This window comes from Pseudomonas sp. W5-01 (assembly GCF_046540435.1).
Lineage (GTDB): Bacteria > Pseudomonadota > Gammaproteobacteria > Pseudomonadales > Pseudomonadaceae > Aquipseudomonas > Aquipseudomonas graminis_B.
The window spans coordinates 188,836-209,198 of the sequence record NZ_JAXCIP010000010.1; the positions used below are offsets into that span (position 1 = coordinate 188,836).

At 61.8% G+C, this 20,363-nt stretch carries 13 protein-coding genes and 2 pseudogenes; 5 read left to right on the forward strand and 10 right to left on the reverse strand.

All coding sequences use genetic code 11. The features are described from left to right. Position 1 precedes the first annotated feature (1 nt). Positions 2-894: pseudogene (locus SLW75_RS25300) on the forward strand (alpha/beta hydrolase). On the opposite strand, the gene SLW75_RS25305 reads toward SLW75_RS25300, so the two are convergent. Beyond that, complete coding sequence (locus tag SLW75_RS25305; protein WP_410935743.1) at positions 884-2,224, reverse strand: MATE family efflux transporter; 1,341 nt, start codon at positions 2,222-2,224, stop codon at positions 884-886. The pseudogene SLW75_RS25300 and the gene SLW75_RS25305 overlap by 11 nt on opposite strands. Positions 2,225-2,363: 139 nt before the next feature. On the opposite strand from SLW75_RS25305, the gene SLW75_RS25310 reads away from it, so the two are divergent. Then, positions 2,364-7,289, forward strand: coding sequence for an alpha-2-macroglobulin family protein (locus SLW75_RS25310; RefSeq protein WP_410935744.1), 4,926 nt, complete (start codon positions 2,364-2,366; stop codon positions 7,287-7,289). Between the two features lie 130 nt (positions 7,290-7,419). On the opposite strand, the gene SLW75_RS25315 is transcribed toward SLW75_RS25310, so the two are convergent. After that, on the reverse strand, positions 7,420-7,713 hold the full coding sequence (locus SLW75_RS25315) for a hypothetical protein (protein WP_065987718.1): 294 nt from the start codon (positions 7,711-7,713) through the stop codon (positions 7,420-7,422). Positions 7,714-7,874: 161 nt separating this feature from the next. Here SLW75_RS25315 and pbpC point away from each other — a divergent pair, with 161 nt between their 5' ends. After that, positions 7,875-10,211: a peptidoglycan glycosyltransferase PbpC gene (gene pbpC / locus SLW75_RS25320; protein WP_410935745.1), complete on the forward strand. Its 2,337-nt coding sequence runs from the start codon at positions 7,875-7,877 to the stop codon at positions 10,209-10,211. A gap of 167 nt (positions 10,212-10,378) precedes the next feature. Here pbpC and SLW75_RS25325 read toward each other — a convergent pair whose 3' ends face one another. From SLW75_RS25325 to SLW75_RS25350, 6 genes are all read right to left on the reverse strand, one after another. Further along, a complete protein-coding gene (locus tag SLW75_RS25325) occupies positions 10,379-10,948 on the reverse strand; it encodes a DUF4136 domain-containing protein (RefSeq protein ID WP_065987716.1) in 570 nt (189 codons plus the stop codon). A 43-nt stretch (positions 10,949-10,991) separates the two neighbouring features. Next, complete coding sequence (locus SLW75_RS25330; protein ID WP_410935746.1) at positions 10,992-11,621, reverse strand: DUF4136 domain-containing protein; 630 nt, start codon at positions 11,619-11,621, stop codon at positions 10,992-10,994. Between the two features lie 48 nt (positions 11,622-11,669). Next, positions 11,670-12,419 carry a methyltransferase domain-containing protein gene (locus SLW75_RS25335; RefSeq protein WP_192133206.1) on the reverse strand — a complete coding sequence of 250 codons (750 nt, stop codon included), beginning with the start codon at positions 12,417-12,419 and terminating at the stop codon, positions 11,670-11,672. Continuing rightward, a complete protein-coding gene (locus SLW75_RS25340) occupies positions 12,416-12,721 on the reverse strand; it encodes a MazG-like family protein (RefSeq protein WP_410935747.1) in 306 nt (101 codons plus the stop codon). The genes SLW75_RS25335 and SLW75_RS25340 overlap by 4 nt, the downstream gene beginning before the upstream one ends. Before the next feature lie 180 nt (positions 12,722-12,901). After that, positions 12,902-13,759, reverse strand: coding sequence for a MaoC/PaaZ C-terminal domain-containing protein (locus SLW75_RS25345; RefSeq protein ID WP_410935748.1), 858 nt, complete (start codon positions 13,757-13,759; stop codon positions 12,902-12,904). An 85-nt stretch (positions 13,760-13,844) separates the two neighbouring features. Further along, positions 13,845-15,212, reverse strand: a complete 1,368-nt coding sequence (locus SLW75_RS25350; protein WP_410935749.1) for a 3-oxoacyl-ACP reductase — start codon at positions 15,210-15,212, stop codon at positions 13,845-13,847. A gap of 117 nt (positions 15,213-15,329) precedes the next feature. Here SLW75_RS25350 and SLW75_RS25355 point away from each other — a divergent pair, with 117 nt between their 5' ends. Both SLW75_RS25355 and SLW75_RS25360 read left to right on the forward strand, forming a co-directional pair. Next, a complete protein-coding gene (locus tag SLW75_RS25355; RefSeq protein ID WP_410935750.1) occupies positions 15,330-16,607 on the forward strand; it encodes an acetyl-CoA C-acetyltransferase in 1,278 nt (425 codons plus the stop codon). A 221-nt stretch (positions 16,608-16,828) separates the two neighbouring features. After that, on the forward strand, positions 16,829-17,635 hold the full coding sequence (locus tag SLW75_RS25360) for an AraC family transcriptional regulator (protein ID WP_065987709.1): 807 nt from the start codon (positions 16,829-16,831) through the stop codon (positions 17,633-17,635). A 160-nt stretch (positions 17,636-17,795) separates the two neighbouring features. On the opposite strand, the gene SLW75_RS25365 is transcribed toward SLW75_RS25360, so the two are convergent. Both SLW75_RS25365 and SLW75_RS25370 read right to left on the reverse strand, forming a co-directional pair. After that, the gene (locus SLW75_RS25365) at positions 17,796-18,494 is read right to left on the reverse strand and encodes a transposase (RefSeq protein WP_410935751.1); all 699 of its coding nucleotides are present in this window, start codon (positions 18,492-18,494) and stop codon (positions 17,796-17,798) included. Positions 18,495-18,777: 283 nt separating this feature from the next. Then, positions 18,778-20,363 (reverse strand): annotated as a pseudogene (locus SLW75_RS25370) (hypothetical protein); the annotation flags it as partial.

Genomic DNA, 20,363 nt, shown 5'->3' on the forward strand with positions numbered 1-20,363 from the left:
GATGATCAAACTGGCGCTCAAAGCAGTGCTCGCCGCCTGGCTGATGACCTTGCTGATGGCCTGCTCGCCGTTGAAGGTGCTCAACGCGTTTACCCCGAGCAGCACGTTCAGCAGAACGTCCGATCTGGCGTACGGCCCGGACCCGCGCAATAAACTCGACGTCTACACGCCCAAAGATGCAGCGCCGGACGCGCCGGTCGTCGTGTTCTTCTATGGCGGCAGCTGGACCAGCGGATCGCGGGGTGATTACGCCTTCGTCGGTGAGGCGCTGGCGTCCCGGGGCATCGTTGCGGTACTTGCCGATTATCGGTTGTACCCGCAAGTGCATTACCAGGAGCTGCTGCAGGACAGCGCCCAGGCAGTGGTCTGGACCCGCGATCACATTCGTCAGTTCGGCGGGGATCCGGCAAAGTTGTATGTGATGGGCACAGTGCCGGGGCTTACAACGCGGCGATGCTGGCCCTGGATCCGCAATGGCTGGCGGCGGCGGGCACCACGCCTTCCATCATCAAGGGCTGGGTCGGTCTGGCCGGGCCCTATGATTTTCTGCCCATCGAAGACGCGGAGGTGAAGCCGGTTTTTTACTTCCCGAATTCGCCACCGGACTCCCAGCCGATCAACCATGTCAGCGCAGCGTCACCGCCGGCGTTGCTGATCGCTTCCGTGGACGACACGGAAGTAAACCCGCAACGCAACACGGGGGGCATGGCCAGTCGTTTGCGCGCTCAGGGCGTGTCAGTGCGCGAGGTGTATTTCTCTCGCACCAGTCATCGCACGCTGGTGGGTGCACTTGCCCGCCCGTTACGCAGCCTGGCGCCGGTGCTGGAGGAGGTTGCAGCGTTTATCCACGCCCAGGATCAGGCGCAGGTCTCCAGCGTCTCGGTCAGCCGTTGAACCAGGCGCCGCTGCGGTTGAGCTTCAACGCCAGATACCCCAGCGTCAGCGCCCTCAATGCCATGAACAGCAAAAACGCCAGCCACAGCCCATGGTTACCAAACCCGCTTGCCAGCCAGGCAAACGGCGCGGTGATCAACGCCGTGACGACCATCGCGTTGCGCATCTCGCGAGCACGGGTGGCGCCGATGAACAGGCCGTCGAGCAAATAGCTCCAGACCGCGACAAAGGGCAGCACGGCGAGATAGGGCAGATAAACGAACGCGATGTCACGCACTGCGGTGATGTCGGTCTGCATCTCGACGAACAGGTGCCCGCCCAGCAGAAACAGCCCCACAAAAGCGACGCTGCAGATCAGCGACCAACCCCCGGAGACGTTCAACGAGCGCCGCAGCGCCTCGCGATCCCGCGCGCCGATGGCGTGTCCGCAGAGGGCTTCAACGGCGTGGGCCAGTCCGTCCAGCGCGTGGGCCATCAGCAACAGCCCATTGAGCAGCAGCGCGTTGGCTGCCACGGTGGCGTCGCCCAGTCGAGCGCCCTGCACGGTGATCAGGAAGAACACCGATTGCAGGATCAGGCTGCGAATGAAGATATCGCGATTGACCGTGAGCAGCGGTTGCCAGCTCTGCCAGCGCTTGAGCGCGGACACCGCCAGCTGTCCGGGATACGCGCGCAGACCTCTGTGGGTGAGGGCGAGACCGAGGAGGGCGCCAGTCCATTCGGCGATAACCGACGCACGTGCGCTGCCGACCACGCCCCAGTCCAGGCCCATGACGAACCACAGATTCAGCGCGATGTTGACCAGGTTGGTGGTCAGCAGAATCGCCAGCGGCGCTCGAGCGTTTTGCAACCCGAGGAACCAGCCCACCAGCGCATAACTGGCTAGCGCGGCCGGTAAGCCGAACAAGCGGGTATGGAAGAAATCGCGGGTCAGGTCGTTGAGATCATTGGAGGGCTGCATCATTTCCAGCGCCAGGTGCTGGAAGGGCAGGCCGATCAGCCCCAGTAGCACAGAAAACCCAATCGCCAGCAGCAAACCCTGCAACAGCACCTGGCGCAGCGCCGCGCCGTCGTTGCGCCCGGCGGCCTGGGCGGCGAAGCCGGTCGTGCCCATGCGCAGAAACCCCATGGCCCAGGCGAGAAAGCTGTACAGCGTGCCGCCGACCGCCACCGCGCCGAGCTGGTGGGCGTGGGGCAGATGGCCGATGACCGTGCTGTCCACCAGCGAAACCAGCGGCACGGAGATATTCGACAGGATCATCGGCGCGGCCAGCGCCCACACCTGCTGATGCGTGGCGCGCTGACGCCAGTCATTGAAGAAGTTAGACATGAAGGCTCCCGGGCAAGCGCGCGAGTGTAGCGAGAACAAAAGCACAAACCCACGGTCTATCTGCGCGCCGCGCTTTACGATTGCCAAAGCGGTGCTATAACTTCTGCTTCCTCATCGCTGCCGTCCAAATGAGTGCCTCATGCTAAACAAAGGATTGTTCCTGGCCTGCGCGCTGGTACTGCTCAGTGCCTGCGATTCCTCTTCATCCGACAAACCCGCCCCTGTCCCCGCTTCGCCGGCTGCAGCAGCTGCGCAATCCGGCCCCACCGATGCCAAGCCCAAGCCTGCGGTGGACATTCCCGCGCTGAGCAAGCGTTACGCCGGGCGCGAGTTGACGGTGGTGGACGTCTCCGAAGTTCAGCTTGATGGCGCCAGCACGCTGTCGTTGAGCTTCTCGGTGCCCTTGAACCCCGATCAGAAATTCGCTGAAAAAGTGCACCTGGTCGACAGCAAGGACGGCAAGGTCGATGGCGCCTGGGAGCTGTCGGACAACCTCATGGAGCTGCGCCTTCGTCACCTCGAGCCCCAGCGCAAACTGGTGCTGACCATCGATCCGGGCCTGGTGGCGGTGAACAACAACACCCTGGCGGCCGAGTATTCCGCGCGCTTGGAAACGGCTGATCTGCAAGCGACCGTGGGCTTCGCCAGTCGCGGTAGTCTGCTGCCCACCCGGCTCGCTGAAGGCCTGCCGGTGATCGCCTTGAACGTCGATAAAGTCGACGTCGAGTTCTTCCGCATCAAGCCTGAGTCACTGCCTGCGTTTCTTGGCTCGTGGGAAGGCTCGTCCAGTCTTGAGAGTTATCAATCCAAAGAACTGCTGCCCCTGGCCGATCTGGTCTACAGCGGCCGTTTCGACCTGAACCCTGCGCGCAACACCCGCGAGACCGTGCTGCTGCCGATCTCGGGCCTCAAACCGCTGCAACAGCCGGGCGTTTATCTTGCCGTGATGCGTGCCTCCGGGACCTACAACTACACGCAGCCAGCCACGCTGTTCACTCTCAGCGACATTGGTCTGTCGGCGCACCGTTACGCCAACCGCCTGGACGTGTTCACCCAGGCGCTGGAAGGCGGCAAAGCCCAGAGCGGCGTTGACGTCGAGCTGTATGACGAGAAGGGCCGTGTGATCGGCCAGGGCAAAACCGACAACGCTGGCCACGCGGAACTGCCTTTGCCGGCCAAAGCCCAAGTGCTGCTGGCCCATCAGGGCGAGCAGACCAGCATGCTGCGCCTGAACAGCGCCGCGCTGGATCTGGCGGAATTCGACATCACCGGCCCCAAGGCCCACCCGCTGCAATTCTTTATCTTCGGCCCGCGCGACCTCTATCGTCCGGGAGAAGTGGTGCTACTCAATGGCTTGCTGCGTGACAGCGACGGCAAGAGTGTGAAACCGCAGCCGATCACCGTGGAAGTGCGCCGTCCGGATGAGCAGGTCAGTCGCAAGTTCGTGTGGGACGCTGACGCCACCGGGCTCTATCAATATCAATTGCAGCTGTCGGACGAAGCACCCACAGGTCGCTGGCAACTGGTGTTTGATCTGGGTGACGGCAAGCCGCAGCTGTATGAATTCCAGGTCGAAGATTTCCTGCCAGAGCGCATGGCGCTGGAACTCAAGGGCAGCGACATCCCGCTGGCGCCCGATGCGCCGTTCGACGTAGCCATCACCGGTCGATACCTGTACGGCGCGCCAGCGTCGGGCAATCGCCTGAACGGTCAGTTGTATGTGCGTCCTCTGCGTGAAGCGGTTCCCGCTCTGCCGGGTTATCAGTTTGGCTCGGTGACCGAGGAGGAACTCAAGCAGGACCTTGAAATCGAAGACAGCACACTGGATGCCAACGGCAAGCTCGACCTGAGTATCGACAGTCAGTGGGCCAAGGCCCGGTCACCGCTGGAGCTGGTGCTACAGGCCAGTTTGCAGGAGTCGGGTGGGCGCCCGATCACGCGGCGACTGACCCAGCCGGTCTGGCCCGCTGACGCAATGCCGGGCCTGCGCGGTTTGTTCGACGGCGAAGCCACTGATGGCGACGGCCCGGTCGAGTTCGAAGTGCTGATGGCCGACGCCCAGGGCCACAAACTGGCTGCTGACAACCTCAAGGTGCGGCTGGTGCGCGAGCGCCGCGATTACTACTGGAACTACTCCGAGAGCGATGGCTGGAGCTATCACTTCAACGAGAAGTTTCTCAACCTGTCCGAAGAAACCCTCAGCGTGAAGAAGGATTCGACGGCGAAAATCAGCTTCCCGGTTGAGTGGGGCCCGTACCGCGTCGAAGTCGAGGATCCGGCCACCGGCCTGATCAGCAGCGTGCGTTTCTGGGCCGGTTACCGCTGGCAGGACAACGCCGAAGGCGGCGCCGTGCGTCCCGATCAGGTCAAGCTGGCGCTGGACAAACCGGCCTACGCCGACGGCGACACTGCGAAAGTGACGGTCACGCCGCCGTCTGCGGGCAAGGGCTATCTGTTGGTGGAATCGAGCGAAGGGCCGCTGTGGTGGCAAGAGATCGATGTTCCCGCCGAGGGCAAAACCTACGACATCCCGATGGACAAGAAGTGGGCGCGACATGACCTCTACGTCAGCGCGCTGGTGATTCGTCCGGGTGAGCGCAAAGCCAACGTCACGCCGAAACGCGCCGTGGGCGTCCTGCACCTGCCGCTGGATCGCTCGCAACGCAAGTTGGCGCTGAGCGTCACGGCACCCGAGAAGATGCGGCCCAAGCAGCCGCTCAAACTTAAGGTCAATGCGAAGAACGCTGACGGCACGATCCCGGAGAGCGTGCATGTGCTGGTAGCGGCGGTGGACGTGGGCATTCTCAACATCACTGAATACGCCACGCCGGATCCGTTCGCGGCAATGTTCGGGCGCAAGGAGTACGGCGCCGATCAGCTGGACATCTATGGGCAGTTGATCGAGGCCGGGCGTAATCGTCTCGCCAGCCTGGCCTTCGGCGGTGACGCGGCGCTGGCCAAAGGCGGCAAGCGGCCGGAAACCAGTGTCACCATCGTCGCCCTGCAAAGCGCGCCGGTGACCCTGAACGAGCAGGGAGACGCGGAAGTCAGCGTCGACATCCCGGATTTCAACGGTGAGCTGCGGATCATGGCCCAGGCCTGGACCGATGAGCGCTACGGCATGGCCGAGGCCAAAACCGTGGTAGCGGCGCCGCTGATTGCCGAGTTGTCGGCACCGCGATTCCTGGCGGGTGGCGACCAGACCAAGGTGGCGCTGGACCTGTCGAACCTGTCCGGCAAAGCGCAGAAGCTCAATGTGCAAGTGGTTGCTGAAGGGCAGTTGAGCCTCGCAGACGGCGACGGCCCGAAAGCCGTCAGCCTGGATCAGGGGCAACGCACCACGTTGCAGATTCCGGTCAAGGCGCTGGGCGGCTTCGGTCAGGGCGTGATTCGTGTCACGGTCAATGGCCTGGACCTGCCGGGCGAGAGCCTGCCGGCGTTCAGCCGCGAATGGACCATCGGCGTGCGGCCTGCGTACCCGGCGATGCTCAAGCAATACCGCGCGGTGCTGAAGGATCAAGCATGGAGCCTGCCAGACGGCGCCCTTGAGGCGTTCGAGCCCGCTGGTCGTGAGGCGTTGCTGTCTGTGTCGAGCCGTCCGCCGCTGAACCTCGGCGAACAGATTCGCGCGCTCAAAGCCTACCCCTACGGTTGCCTGGAGCAGACCACCAGCGGCTTGTACCCGTCGCTCTACGCCAACGCCGCAACGCTCAAGCGTCTGGGCCTGCAAGGCGAACCCGATGCCAAGCGCAAGGGCAAGATCGAGCTGGGCATCGAGCGACTGATCGGTATGCAGCGCTACAACGGCAGCTTCGGCCTGTGGGCCGCGGACGGCGAGGAGGAATACTGGCTGACCGCGTACGTCACCGACTTCCTGCTGCGCGCCCGCGACCAAGGCTTTGCCGTGCCACCGGATGCATTGAAGAAAGCCAACGAGCGGCTGCTGCGTTACTTGCAGGAGCGCAATCAGATCGAGGTGAATTACAGCGAGGACGCCGACCACACCCGCTTCGCCGTGCAGGCCTACGCCGGTCTGGTGCTGTCGCGCAGTCAGCAGGCCCCGCTGGGTGCTTTGCGCAGCCTCTTCGAACGCCGCAGTGACGCGCGATCCGGCCTGCCGCTGGTGCAGTTGTCCATCGCGCTGGAGAAAATGGGCGACAAACCCCGTGCCGATCAGGCCTTGCTCGCAGGGCTGGCAGCCGGTCGCAAGGCCAACGACTGGCTCGCCGATTACGGCAGCCCGTTGCGTGATCAGGCGTTGATTCTGTCGTTGCTGGAAGAAAACAAACTCGCACCGGAGAAGGTCGAGGAGCGGCTGTTTGCGCTGGCTGATCAGGTCGCGGCGAACCGCTATCTGTCGACCCAGGAGCGCAACTCGCTGTTCCTGGCCGGTCGCGCGATCCTTGATAAGCCCGAAGGCAAATGGGCTGCGACCTTGACCAGCGGCAGCAACAATCGCGCGCTGAGCAACGATCAGCCGGGCGTCAAACTCGACAGTTCAGTGCTGGCCGCGCCGTTGACGGTGCAGAACACCGGTGGCGACACGCTGTATCAGCAGATGACCCTCTCCGGGTATCCATCCCAGCCGCCTGCGGCCGGTGGCGAGAACCTGTCGATCAGCCGTGACTATCTGGGGATGGACGGCGCGGCGCTGAACCTCAATGGCTTGAAGAGCGGCGAACTGGTCTTGGTGCATCTGGAGATCAAGGCCAGGGAGCGCGTGCCGGATGCGTTGGTGGTGGATTTACTGCCGGCCGGTCTTGAGATCGAAAACCAGAATCTGGCGCAGAGTTCGGCCAGTCTTGAAGACGCCAGCGAGTCTGTGAAGCAGTGGCGCGAATCGATGGAAAACGCTGGCGTGAAGCATCAGGAATTCCGTGGCGATCGTTATGTGGCTGCGGTGGATCTGGAGGGCTTCAACACGGTGCACCTGCTGTATCTGGCGCGGGCTGTGACGCCGGGCGTGTACCGCGTGCCGCCGCCGCAAGTGGAGTCGATGTATCGGCCGAACTGGCAGGCACTGGGCGAAGCGCCGGCGCAGTTGGTGGTGAAGGGCAAGAAGTAGAAGGACGGTGATTGCTCCCACGCGCTGCGTGGTAGCAGCCTTTACTGACGCTTTGCGTCAGGTGACGCTAGGGGACTGATTTATTTACAACGCTCCACCGTAAATTAATCTGTCCCCGGTTCCTGACGTATCAATGAATAATCCAGCTCAACAGCCACAACCCTAGAAACAGCCAGATGATCCCCATGATGATCGAGGCGCGCATGAAGGCGCGGATCGCTGAATACAGCAGCATCAACCCGATGACCAGGGCGACGATGCTGACGATTGAAGTGTCCATGCCCAGCGTGCGCGACAGGCCGTCAACGAAATTGCCGCCCGCGTGAGTGAACATGTTGAACAACCAGCTTAAGCCGTCGACGACGAAGCGGATCACGGCGCCAATCACTTGGCCGAGCCATTCGAAAACGCTTTCTACCTGCATATCTGCTTCCTGATGAGGGACGTGGACCAAAAACGGCACTGCTCGCTTTGGCTGTCGATTGTCTGGGCGAGTTCCCTGTCGGGTAAAGGCTTTCTGTGAAGATCACCCGATTATTGCTACGACAGACGCGCTCGGGATCGTGGGAGCGAGCGTGCTCGCGAATGGGGCGACGCTTTGCCCGCGCTTTCGCCTGGCTCATCGGCAGCCTGCTCATCGTGTGCCTGCTGCTCTGGCTGGCCGACCGGATCTGGCCGCTGCCCTTGCCCAAGGACGATCTGGCCCGCGTGGTGCTCGCCGAAGACGGCACGCCGTTGTGGCGATTCGCCGATGCCAATGGCGTCTGGCGCTATCCGGTGACGGTCGATCAGGTGTCGCCCTACTACCTCGAAGCGCTGCTGACCTACGAAGATCGCTGGTTCTATCAGCACCCTGGCGTAAATCCCATGGCACTGGCGCGCGCCGCTTGGCAGAACCTCGCTGGCGGCCACGTGGTGTCCGGTGGCAGCACGCTGTCGATGCAGGTCGCCCGTTTGCTCGACCCGCATTCGCGCACGCTGGCGGGAAAACTCCGACAACTGTGGCGCACCGCGCAGCTTGAATGGCACCTGTCCAAACAGGACATTCTGGTGCTGTACCTGAACCGCGCTCCGTTTGGCGGCACCTTGCAGGGCGTCGCCGCCGCCAGTTGGGCGTACCTGGGCAAGTCCCCGCAGCAGCTGACCCGTGCCGACGCGGCGCTGCTGGCGGTCTTGCCCCAGGCGCCGAGTCGCTTGCGTCCGGATCGCCACGCGCAACGCGCCCAGGCCGCGCGGGACAAGGTGTTACGGCGTCTGGCCGAGTTCGGCACCTGGTCCCAGGGGGCCGTTAACGAAGCGCTGGAAGAACCGCTGCTGCTCGCGCCTCGCCAGGAACCCAGCCTGGCGCCTTTGCTCGCCCGGCGCCTGAACCGCCCGAACAGCCCGCCGCTGATCCGCACCACCCTGGACGCCGGTCTGCAGCGACGTCTCGAAGACCTACTGCTGGGCTGGCGCGCGCGTCTCCCCGAGCGCACGTCCGCTGCGATTCTGGTCGTAGAAGCGCAGAACATGGCCGTGCGCGCGTACGTCGGCTCGGCGGACATCGGTGATGCCAAACGCTTTGGTCATGTGGACATGGTCAGCGCGCTGCGCTCACCTGGGTCAACGCTGAAACCCTTTCTCTACGGCAAGGCCATCGACGCCGGGCTGATCCATTCCGAGTCATTGCTGCAGGACGTGCCAAGGCGCTATGGCGACTATCGTCCCGGCAATTTTTCGTCGGGCTTCAACGGTGCGGTGGCGGCAAGCTCGGCGCTGTCGATGTCGCTCAATCTGCCAGCGGTGCAGTTGCTGGAAGCCTACGGCCCCAAGCGCTTTGCGGCGGAATTGCGCAATGGCGGCGTGCCGCTGACTCTGCCGCCTCTGGCCGAACCCAATCTGGCGTTGATCCTTGGCGGTGCAGGCAGTCGGCTGGAAGATCTGGTCGGTGGCTACAGCGCGTTTGCGCGGGGCGGGCGCAGTGCGGACATTCGTTTGCAGCCCGATGACCGTCTGCGTGACCGACCGATGATGTCGCCCGGCGCGGCGTGGATCATTCGGCGGATTCTCAGCGGACAATCCCGGCCTGACCTCGATCCCCACGCCGAGCTTGTGCAGCGCCCGCAACTGGCCTGGAAAACCGGCACCAGTTACGGCTTTCGAGATGCGTGGTCGATTGGCGTAGGGCCGAGGTTTCTGATCGGCGTGTGGATCGGCCGCCCGGACGGAACCCCGGTGCCGGGGCAGTTTGGGCTGGCGTCGGCAGCGCCGCTGATGCTGCAGGTTCACGACCTGCTGGTGAACCGCGACGCCCAGCGCAACATCCTGCCGCCGGTGTTGCCGGTGCCGCTCAACGTCGGTGTCGCAGCGATCTGCTGGCCGCTGGGGCAGCCGATGAGCAAAAGCGATCCGAACTGCCGTCGCCAGCGTTTCGCCTGGACCCTCGACGGCACGACGCCGCCGACCTTGCAGGCGACCGATCAGCCGTTGGGGTTGGGGCTGACGGAGAAAGTCTGGCTGAACGACAAGGGCTTGCGTGTCGCGGCAAGTTGTCCACAGGCGCAGGCCAAAGAGATTGCCCTCTGGCCGGCGCCGCTCGAACCCTGGCTGCCCAAGAGCGAGCGGCGCGAGGCACGTTTGCCGGACATCGACCCGTCATGCCCGCCCCAAGGGTTGAGCCTGGCGCCGCCGTTGTCGGTAGTGGGGGTGCGAGAGGGCGATCAGTTGCGCTTGCCGGCCGGCAGTCAGCAGCTATTGCGCCTCAAGCTGTCGGCGCTGGGCGGAAGTGGCCGGCGCTGGTGGTTCATCGACGGCACGCCGGTGGGCGACACCGCCAGTCAGGACAGCTACACCCACACCTTCACACGCATGGGGCGATATCAACTGAGCGTGCTGGATGAAAGCGGACAGACTGCCAGAGTGGAATTCAGTGTGGTGGATTGAGGCCTGGAGTTCGCCCCACTCGTGTGGGCGCGAGCGGGGTGGCGGTCCACCTTGCTCGCGAATGGGTGCTACAACCGCTGAATCTTCGGCGGTTGCAATGCCGTCTTCGTGAGCAAGCTCACTCCCACATGGACCATGCCTCACCGGCTGAGAACTGGGATCCACCCTCAATGGGGCGGGTATTGCTGCAGGATTTTCTGCACCGTCTGGCGCAAGGCCTGCTCGCGCGCAGCAGGGTTGGCGTTGCCGTCACTGACCATCTGTTCGGTGCTGCCACGCCACACCAGCTTGCCGTCCTTGCCGTCGAGCATGTCGATCTGCAGCGTCGAGACTTTGTAATCGATGTTGCGCGTCTCGGTGCCGATCGGGCCGCCCCAGTAGCCGCCCCATGGATTGCCCCAATACCCGCCACCGCCGCCGTAGTTGGTGGTGACCGTCTGCTGACGGTTCTCAACGATCAGCCACGTCTGCAATTGAACGTCCGCTTTCACGCCGGGCGCCGCCATGCGCAGGCCGCGCTGCTCAAGCTGCTCGCCGACTGCCTGGCGAATGCGCTGCTCGGTGAGGTCACTTTTGATCCGCGGATCGTCGGGCTGATATTGCAAACCGGGCTCCTTCCACGCCCAGGACCGGTAGGCGCCGAAATCGCGCTGGGCGTCGAAGTCGCGGTTGACCCGATCAGTCTGGCAGGCGCCGAGCAGCAGGGCGACACAAAGGACAGCAATGCGGCGGTACATGGGATTTCTCCAGCGTGTAAACAAAACGCCATGGGGCGCGAAATCAGGACGGCGGGTAGGCCGTCAGGGCTTGTTGTACGGCCTGGCGCAGGGCTTTGGCGCGCGTCGACTGATCGCCGCCGCTGGCAGTTTCGGCGCTCGCGCTCCAGACCGGCTGACCGCTGCGGGCATCGAACAGACTGATGCGCACCACAACTACCTGCTCTTGATAGGTGCGCACGATCGGCACGCTGGCATAACCGCCGTAACCATTGCGGTACCCATTGCCACCGTAATAACCCACACCTGAACCGCCGTAGTACGGATCGTAATAGTCGTCACGCACCTGCCGAATCCGGGTCTCTGCATGGGCATCGGCGGCCACGCGCAGGTCTGCCGCCTGCGGGTTCTGCGAAGGCCGCAGACCGCGTTGATCCAGCCCATTGCTGACGGCTTCGGCCAGTTGAGCAGAGTCAGCCCAGAGGGTGCCCGGCGGCAACTGACCGTTGAGCCAGGCCCAGTTGCGATAGCGGCCATAGTCGCGCGGCGCCGCAGGGTAAGTGCTCATGTCGATCGCATTGGCGGCCTGAGGCGGCGCCGGTGGAATGGCCGCAGACACGGCGCGATAAGGGTTGGGGCTCTGGCAGGCGGCGAGGCCCATGCAGAGGGAAAGCAAAGCGAGACGGCGTTTCATGAGGGTCTCCGCAGCGAGTGTTAAGCAGCGTGTATCAACCAGCGTGGGTCAGACAGCCCGGCACATCCAGTGCAGATAGCGTCCCAGTCCGGCGAAGGCCGGGTGGCGACGGTGTGCGAGCTCCATTTCCAAGAGGTCCGCGAGATCAGCTTTGGCCTGAAACTCGACCGGCATGTAATCGTGAAAAACCCGAACGCCACTCTGGGTTTCGACTCGCCACAGGGAGCCAAGTTGCGCCGCCAGTTCGCGGGGATCAACAGGCTCCTGGGGCGTCAGGCTCTGTTTTTCACCGGCCAGGGTGTTCCTGCGCATCTTGCGGAAGTGGCCCTTGAGCAGGTTGCGGTAAATCAGTGCGTCGCGGTTGTAAAAAGCCAGTGATAGCCAGCCGTCGGGCTCGGTCAACTGATGCAGCACCGGCAGAATCGTGAACGGCTCGTCCAGCCATTCCAGCACTGCATGGCAGATCACCAGGTCGTAACGCTCAGTCAGAATATCGGGCAGGGCTTGCCAAGGTGCTTGAATGAACGTGGCGCGCTGACCGGCATCGGCGAAGCGCTGACGGGCGCCCTCCAGCATGGGGGCGGCGGGCTCAGCCAAAGTGACGTCATGGCCGCGTTCGGCGAGCCACAACGACATGTGGCCAAGCCCCGCGCCAATGTCCAGCACGCGCAACGGACGATCCGGCAGGCTCTCGGTGAGGTCAGCTTGCAGCACCGCTAGACGGATCGCGCCCTTGGCGCCGCCGTAGATTTTTTCAGCGAAGCGCGTCGCCAGTTGATCGAAATGACGGTCGCTCATTGGCTGAACCGCCGTTCGCCGTCCGCCAGTTTCGCGCGCACGACTTCATCCATGTCCAGGCCCAACTCGCTGCACAACAACAGCAGGTAAAGCACGATGTCCCCGACTTCCTGCCCGGCGTGGGCCAGTTCATCAGCCGGCAGTTGGCGGGACTGATATTCGGTTTTCCACTGGAAGATTTCCACCAGTTCAGCCATTTCCACGCTGGCGGCCATGGCCAGGTTTTTCGGGCTGTGAAATTGCCGCCAGTCGTTGTTATCGCGGATGCGATGCAGGCGTTCGGTGAGTTCGTCGAGGTTCATGGGCGTCTCCTGAAGGTGCGTAGCTTCAGGGGGATAAGCGATTGACGCAAGGGGGTGAGATGCGCCGGGACGCAGGTTCAATACCCGCTACGGCGGTGCGCCGATTCCCTTTGTAGGACCGGCTTTAGCCGGGAAAGCGGCAGATGCCACACCGCAAAAGTGATGGCCCAAGCACAGCCATCACTCCGAAGCCGGCTGCCAATTCCCCACCATATGCACGATTCCTTCCGCGCCCTCCAGCTTAAACTGCCCATGGGACCCTGGCGCGCTGGCAGACAGCGTCACTCCGCTGGGCAGCCGCACTGGTTTTTGAAATGCCACCGATATCTCAACGTTCGACGCCGGCAGGTGATCTTCAAGGGCGGCCAACGAGCGGCTTTTTATCCACAGCCCATGGGCAATCGCCTTGGGAAAACCGAACAGTTTGGCGCTGCTGTCACTCAGGTGAATCGGGTTGTAATCACCACTGACCTTCGCGTATTGGCGACCGATGTCCGACGGCGCCGACCACGTCGCCAGTTCCGTCATCGGCAGTGGCGCGGGCTCGTCATCGCCTTCGATCTCGCCGTCCACGTGAACGCCTCGGCACAGCATCGTGCTCTCTTCCTCCCACAGCAGGCCCAGCGCATCCTCGATCTGGGTGATCAGACTGAACGTCGCGCCTTTGGCGTGGGGCTTGAGATGGCCGGCGCGTACGCTGACCTGCACCTTGATCACGCTGCCGAGCGGGCGACGAATGCTGATCCGGTTATGCAGGTGGACCAGCCCGAGGAGCGGGAAGGGGAAGTCCTTGTCGGTAAGCAGCTTCATCTGCAGCGGGAAGGCCAGCACGTGGGGGTAAGTGGGCGGCAACAGGCTGCCGGGCACGAACCCGCAGACCTGGGCAAATGCTTTCACTTTGTCCGGGTCCACCGACATCCAGCACCGCAGGCCCTGATCCGGCAATTGGGTGCCGCTGACCTTGCGCCGCAGCGCCGCTTGCATGAACAAACTGGGCAAGGCCGGGGGCGTGTCCAGATACCGCCAGTGCGCACTCATCGAGCTTCTCCTGTGGTGATGCTGCAGATCAGGCACGCCTCGGACCGACGGGGCGAGCTCAAACGGTGATCGTGTCGGTGCTCACTCAGGCGCCAAGCACGCTTTGGCCGCACACGCGCAGCACCTGGCCGCTCATTGCGTCGGAGCCCGGCTGACCCAGCCAGGCCACTGCTTCCGCCACGTCTTGCGGCTGACCGCCCTGACCCAAAGAGCTCATGCGTCGACCGGCCTCTCGCAGGGCAAAAGGCATGTGCGCCGTCATGCTGGTTTCGATAAAACCCGGCGCCACGGCGTTGATGCTGATGCCCCGCGCTTTAAGCGTCGGCGCCATCGCCCGTGCGTAGCCGATCAGGCCGGCCTTGCTGGTGGTGTAGTTGGTCTGGCCGCGGTTGCCTGCCAGTCCGCTGATCGACGCCAGCAGAATCACACTGCCGTTGTCGCGCAGTGCGCCGCTGTCGATCAGCGCCTGGGTCAGCACCTGGGGAGCATTGAGGTTGACGTCGAGCACCGAGTCCCAGAAGTCCGCGGGCATATTGGCCAGCGTCTTGTCCCGGGTGATGCCGGCGTTGTGCACGACGATATCCAGGCCGCCGGGGAGGTGTTCAATCAACTGAGCGGCAGCGTCCGGTGCGCAGATGTCCAGCACCAGCGCCTGCCCGCCAAGACGCGCCGCCAACGCATCGAGATCGGATTTGGCTTGGGGCACATCCAGCAACACGACTTCGGCCCCGTCACGGGCGAGGGTTTCCGCGATGGCCGCGCCGATGCCTCGGGCTGCGCCGGTTACCAGCGCTTTACGTCCGGCCAGTGGGCGGGTCCAGTCCTGAACCTGCTGATGGCAGGCACTCAGGCGAATGACCTGACCGGAGATGAACGCGCTCTTCGGCGACAGGAAAAACCGCAGCGCGCCTTCCAGTTGATCTTCGGCGCCGTCCTCTACTTGCAGCAGCTGAACCGTGCCGCCGTTGCGCATTTCCTTGGCCAGCGAGCGGCTGAAACCTTCGATGGCCTGCTGCGTGCTGGCCGCCAGCGGATCGGTTTGGGCATCGGGCGAGCGCGCGAGAATGACGACGTGGGCGCTGTTATCCAGATGACGCAAGATCGGCTGAAAGAATTCGCGCAGCTGATTCAGCTGAGAGGTGTGCAGTAGCGTGCTGGCGTCGAAGACCACAGCCTTGATCTTCTCGCTCTGCTCGGCGGTCCAGGGTTGGGCGCCGGTATTTTCGCCAGTCACTGCACCGCCAGCACTGAACAACACGTAGGTCAGGCGTGGCGCAAAGGCGCTGACCCGCTCGGCCAATGGCCCCGTGCTCAGCAACATCGCGCCCTCAACCGGACGCAACCGACCCGCCTGCCAGCGCTCCAGACGTGCGGGCGCAGGCAAACCGACGGCCCCGACCAGCTTGCGGCCGAGGTCGGAGTTGACGAAGTCAATGTAGCGATCGGATGCCATGGAACACTCTCCTTGAGTCTGGGTTCAAATCAGTGGACCGCGTGGTCGGGTAATAGGTCCTACGCTGTCAGGCAGCGCTTCTCAAACAATAGACGCATTCAGGGCAGGGAGATTTAGATGATTCAGACACGACGCGTGGCCATTGTCGGCGGTAATCGCATTCCGTTCGCTCGCTCCAACGGCGCGTATGCCACCGCCAGCAATCAGGACATGCTGACTGCCGCGCTGGAGGGTCTGATCGAGCGTTTCAATCTGCATGGCCTGCGCCTGGGCGAAGTCGCCGCCGGCGCGGTCCTCAAGCACTCCCGTGATTTCAACCTCACCCGTGAATGTGTGCTCGGCTCAAGACTGTCGCCGCAAACCCCTGCCTATGACATTCAACAAGCCTGCGGCACCGGGCTCGAAGCGGCGCTGCTGGTGGCGAACAAGATCGCCCTCGGTCAGATTGAGTGCGGCATTGCCGGCGGCGTCGATACCACCTCCGACGCGCCCATCGGCGTCAACGAGGACCTGCGGCAGATTCTGTTGCAGGTCAATCGCAGCAAGACGACGGTTGACAAGCTCAAGGCGCTGACACAATTGCGCCTGCATAACCTCAAGCCGGAACTGCCGCGCAATGGCGAACCCCGCACCGGTTTGTCGATGGGCCAGCACTGCGAGCTGATGGCGCAGACCTGGGGCATTCCCCGCGAGGCGCAGGACCAACTGACGCTGGAGAGCCATCAGAAAATGGCCGCTGCGTATGCGGAAGGCTGGCAGGACGACCTGCTCACGCCGTTTCTCGGCCTGACCCGCGACAACAACCTGCGAGCCGACGCCAGCCTGGAAAAACTCGCGTCGCTCAAGCCCGCGTACGAGCGCAGCGCCAAAGGCACGCTGACAGCGGGCAACTCGACGCCACTGACTGACGGGGCGTCCCTGGTGCTGCTTGCCAGCGAAGAGTGGGCGCGTGAGCGGGGCTTGCCGATTCTGGCCTACTGGCAGGATGGCGAGGCCGCCGCCGTGGATTTCGTGCGCGGTCACGAAGGCCTGCTGATGGCCCCGGTCTACGCCGTCCCTCGTCTGCTGGCACGCAACGGGTTGACGCTGCAGGACTTCGATTATTACGAAATTCACGAAGCCTTCGCAGCGCAGGTGCTGTGTACGTTGAAGGCCTGGGAAGACCCCGAATACTGCAAAACCCGTTTGGGCCTGGATGCGCCGTTGGGATCGATTGATCGCCGCAAGCTCAATGTGAAAGGCAGCTCGCTGGCGGCGGGACATCCGTTCGCTGCGACCGGTGGGCGCATTGTCGCCCATCTGGCGAAGTTGCTGAGCAAGAAAGGAGGAGGGCGTGGATTGATCTCCATCTGCGCGGCCGGTGGTCAGGGCGTTACGGCTATCATCGAGAGCTGATTTTTTAAAGTGTGTTCAAGGGACTTTTTTAAAGGGGACTGATTTATTTAAGTGCTTTAAAGGGGACTGATTTATTTACAGCGCTTCACCGTAAATTAATCTGTCCCCGTTTGAAGGGAACCAAAATCAAATAAATCAGACCCCTTTAGTCATTATCCCTTTTAGTCCAGTGCGGCAGCCCGATTCTGCATCAGCTGTCATCCCCCAAACAGGCTCCAGCGATGGCAACTGACGAACACTCCTCACGCAGCCTCGATACTCAGCGTCAAATCCCGGCGATCAAGGCCCTACCGCGCGCGCTCTACGCCCGAGCCGAAAGTTTGAGCCAAGGCTCATGGACCCCCACTCACAGCCACGACTGGGTGCAGTTTTCCTACGCCATCAGTGGCGTACTTGGCGTTCACACCCCCCATGGCAGCTTCTTTGCTCCGCCGCAGTGGGGCGTTTGGATTCCGGCTGGTCTCGACCATGAAGTGGTCACGTCAACCCGCGCCGAGATGCGCAGTCTTTATGTGCGCAGGGAGGATTGCGAGTGGGCGCCGGACCGCTGTCGCGTGCTGGAAGTCACGCCGCTGGCCAGGGAGCTGATCAAAGCGTTCTGCCAACTGCCGGCGGAATATCCACAGGTCGACAGCCGCGAGATGCGCCTGGTGCAGGTGCTGATCGATCAGTTGGCAAGTCTGCCTGAAGTGGGGTTTTCCCTGCCGCTGCCAAGGCATGCGCGCCTGCTCGGTCTGTGCAATGAACTCATCGAACAACCTGAGCAGCTCATCACCCTGACCGAGTGGGCAGCGCGACTGAGCATGTCCGAGAAAACCCTCATGCGCCTGTTCCAGCGGGAGACCGGCCTGAGCTTTCGAGGCTGGCGACAACGCGCCCGATTGCTGTCCTCACTTAAAGCGCTGGAGGAGGGCACAAGCGTGACCAGCGCAGCGCTGGCCTCGGGTTACGACTCGACATCCGCATTTATCGCCGCATTCAAAAGCCTGTTCGGGCTTACCCCCGGCGAGCTCTTTCGCAGCCAATAACAGTAGGTAGGCGTGGAAAGGGGACTGATTTATTTACTGGAAAGGGGACTACTGGAAAGGGGACTGATTTATTTACAACGTTTCACCGTAAATTAATCTGTCCCCGAGTGCCGCGCGTGCCATGTCCCCGCGTGCCAAATCCGATCTGATCCATCCCTGATCAAGTACCCAATACACCCTGAGGCCGACCCCGGCCCCGGTATTCAACCCGTCGCCCCAACACCTGTTCAACCTCATCAGCAAACTGCCGTCCCCCCGTCAATTGCCCCCTCTGCAGTGCATTCCGAATCAGTCTCAGCTCGCCGTCAGCCGCCGGCGCCTCAAAAAACGACCGATACGCCTGTTGCCGACCAAGCCGTGTCAGCCCCAACGCCTCGTAACAGGAATGAACATCCAGCCAGTCGTGCTGCACATTCGTGGTGAACCGCAACTCAAAGCTTGACCATCGATACTCCTCCACGCGTTCAACCATTCCGGCCCGCACAGGATTGAGTTCGATATACCGACTGCACGCCAGCAAATATCCATCGGACTGCACAACGCTAGACTTGTAACGACTCTCCCATAGCGTTCCAGACCGCCCCTCCAGCTTATTGCGATACCGCGTCATGCGCGCAGCAAGCGCCTTCATCAACTTCCCCAATCCTTCGGTGCATGAAGGGGCTAGCAATAAGTGCACATGGTTGGTCATCAGGCAGAACGCAAACACCTTCACGTCAAACACATCTTTGAGTTCCTGAAGATCATCCAGATAACGCGCGAAATCGTCCTCATGGGCAAACACCGTTTGCCGGTTATGGCCGCGCTGAACAATATGATGAGGGTGACCGGGCAACACGATACGAGTAATGCGGGGCATGACTGATCCTCCGTCCTTGGGAAGGATCAGCGTAGCCGCGATAGTTCAGGGCGACCTGCGTCAAAGGGGGCAAATTGATTGCAACGTTTGTAGCGCAAGCGAACCAAAAGCGCTGAATCGAGGCAAGGGGACCGAGGCAAGGGGACGGATTTATTTAGAGATGCAAGGGGACTGATTTATTTACACGCTTCACCGTAAATAAATCTGTCCCCGGTTTAAATAAATCAGACCCCTTTATCAAATAGTAACTTTATCTCTAAACCCCTTTATCTGTACTACTGGCTTAAAGAGATCGAATAAGAATGTTATCTACTTGATAATCGTTGCCGTCCCCCGTTGAAACATGACTAACAATTTGAAACGTAAGCTGCGAGGATTTCGACTGAACTGTCCCAGCAATCCTTACCCACTGTTCGTCGTACATGAGTGTGACTTGTGAGGAAACTGGTCCTTGGTTAGTTGCTAGCGACAGGACAGGAGGGGTCCGCCAAGACCCGTGACGTTGTCCTTGCAATGAAAACTCGTACTGTTTTCCAGTAATCAAATTAGATAGAGTTTTTTGTAACGTAACTCCGGCTGAAGCATTAGTAAAAGTTACATTCGCTGCCCATGTATTGCCCCCGTAAGAATCTATACGCCAATCACGCGGATCTGCCGCGGCCGGCCCAGCACTCCAGCCGTTCCAGCTCCTATCCTCAAAGTCAGTGTAGTCATGCAAAGGTGCTCTTCTGGTAAAGCGACGAGGCGATGAGACAGGCCGTGATCCATATAGTCCCTTGGCAGTGATTGAGTAGTCCTTCATCTCCAATCCCAACATCAGCAGGGACCAATCACCCGTTGCACCAGTATGAACAGTACCCAGAGAGATTACGCCGTTTAATAACTCGACGTTCGTATCAGGCGACGCATTCCCGAATACAGTTACTGAGCCGCTGTACGTACTTCCACCGTCAGGAATCTCGTCTGCGTCCTCATCAACGATTCTTGTTATAACTGGTTGAATATCAGGTGCAGCAACCACTGTATAGCTCTGCACCGGAAACGCCTGCTGCGTCAGCCCTCCATCAAACGACACTTTTAGCACCAGCCTCAATGTTGAGGCGTCCGCTAACCCTTCTAGATAGCTAAGGGGAATCTTGGTGCTTTGAGTTCCCGTGCTGGTAATTTCATACTTTTGCCAGGCAGGTAGATCCAGATTGTTGGACCCCTCAAGGTGCATCGACATTTTTTGCCCTACCGCGATAAACGGCCATGGCTGCACCGTGAGATCGGCATCGCCTTGCAGCGCCCCAACATCCAGTGAGCCACCCGACGCCTGGCTGATAACGGGCGTTGGCAGTGAGGTCGGCGGAATCGCCTCAATGGTCAGTTTCAAAACATCCGACCGATGCTCCTGCCCCCCACGATGAACCTGATAGCGGACGTCGATGGTTTTACCGATTGCTTTACCAATCAGGGCAGCCGGAACAGGGGACTCAACCGTGTCAGGTGGAGAGCCACCGGGTTCACCAGGCTTCGACGGAATGGTATCGGAGATATCTTCCCAGACCGGCACGATAGTATCGGTGGCTCGCATGCCAGGGTAACTCGCACGAAACGTGGCGCCGCCCACGACGGTGATCGGATTCAATGTCCCCGCCAGCGCTTCCACGATGACCGGCGCCGGAATTACCGCCGGTGCGCTACTAATGGTGTACGCCTGTTCCGAAAACGGAAAGCGCGTTGCACCGCCATCAAAAGACGCCTCCAGCTTCAGCGTAAAGGTCGAGCCGTCGGTCAGCGTTTTGAGGAGGTCCTTGGAGATGCCCCTGCTCTGGGCGCCCAACGTCGTGACGTTCAGCGGATTCCAGTTCTGCAGCGTGATCTGCG

Excerpts from the sequence above, each read along its gene's own strand:
- SLW75_RS25325 (WP_065987716.1), bottom strand. The coding sequence starts at position 10,948 with ATGTACCGCCGCATTGCTGTCCTTTGTGTCGCCCTGCTGCTCGGCGCC.
- SLW75_RS25340 (WP_410935747.1), bottom strand. The coding sequence starts at position 12,721 with ATGAACCTCGACGAACTCACCGAACGCCTGCATCGCATCCGCGATAAC.
- SLW75_RS25305 (WP_410935743.1), bottom strand. The coding sequence starts at position 2,224 with ATGTCTAACTTCTTCAATGACTGGCGTCAGCGCGCCACGCATCAGCAG.
- SLW75_RS25335 (WP_192133206.1), bottom strand. The coding sequence starts at position 12,419 with ATGAGCGACCGTCATTTCGATCAACTGGCGACGCGCTTCGCTGAAAAA.
- SLW75_RS25350 (WP_410935749.1), bottom strand. The coding sequence starts at position 15,212 with ATGGCATCCGATCGCTACATTGACTTCGTCAACTCCGACCTCGGCCGC.
- SLW75_RS25365 (WP_410935751.1), bottom strand. The coding sequence starts at position 18,494 with ATGCCCCGCATTACTCGTATCGTGTTGCCCGGTCACCCTCATCATATT.
- pbpC (WP_410935745.1), top strand. The coding sequence starts at position 7,875 with ATGGGGCGACGCTTTGCCCGCGCTTTCGCCTGGCTCATCGGCAGCCTG.
- SLW75_RS25315 (WP_065987718.1), bottom strand. The coding sequence starts at position 7,713 with ATGCAGGTAGAAAGCGTTTTCGAATGGCTCGGCCAAGTGATTGGCGCC.
- SLW75_RS25360 (WP_065987709.1), top strand. The coding sequence starts at position 16,829 with ATGGCAACTGACGAACACTCCTCACGCAGCCTCGATACTCAGCGTCAA.
- SLW75_RS25310 (WP_410935744.1), top strand. The coding sequence starts at position 2,364 with ATGCTAAACAAAGGATTGTTCCTGGCCTGCGCGCTGGTACTGCTCAGT.
- SLW75_RS25330 (WP_410935746.1), bottom strand. The coding sequence starts at position 11,621 with ATGAAACGCCGTCTCGCTTTGCTTTCCCTCTGCATGGGCCTCGCCGCC.
- SLW75_RS25355 (WP_410935750.1), top strand. The coding sequence starts at position 15,330 with ATGATTCAGACACGACGCGTGGCCATTGTCGGCGGTAATCGCATTCCG.
- SLW75_RS25345 (WP_410935748.1), bottom strand. The coding sequence starts at position 13,759 with ATGAGTGCGCACTGGCGGTATCTGGACACGCCCCCGGCCTTGCCCAGT.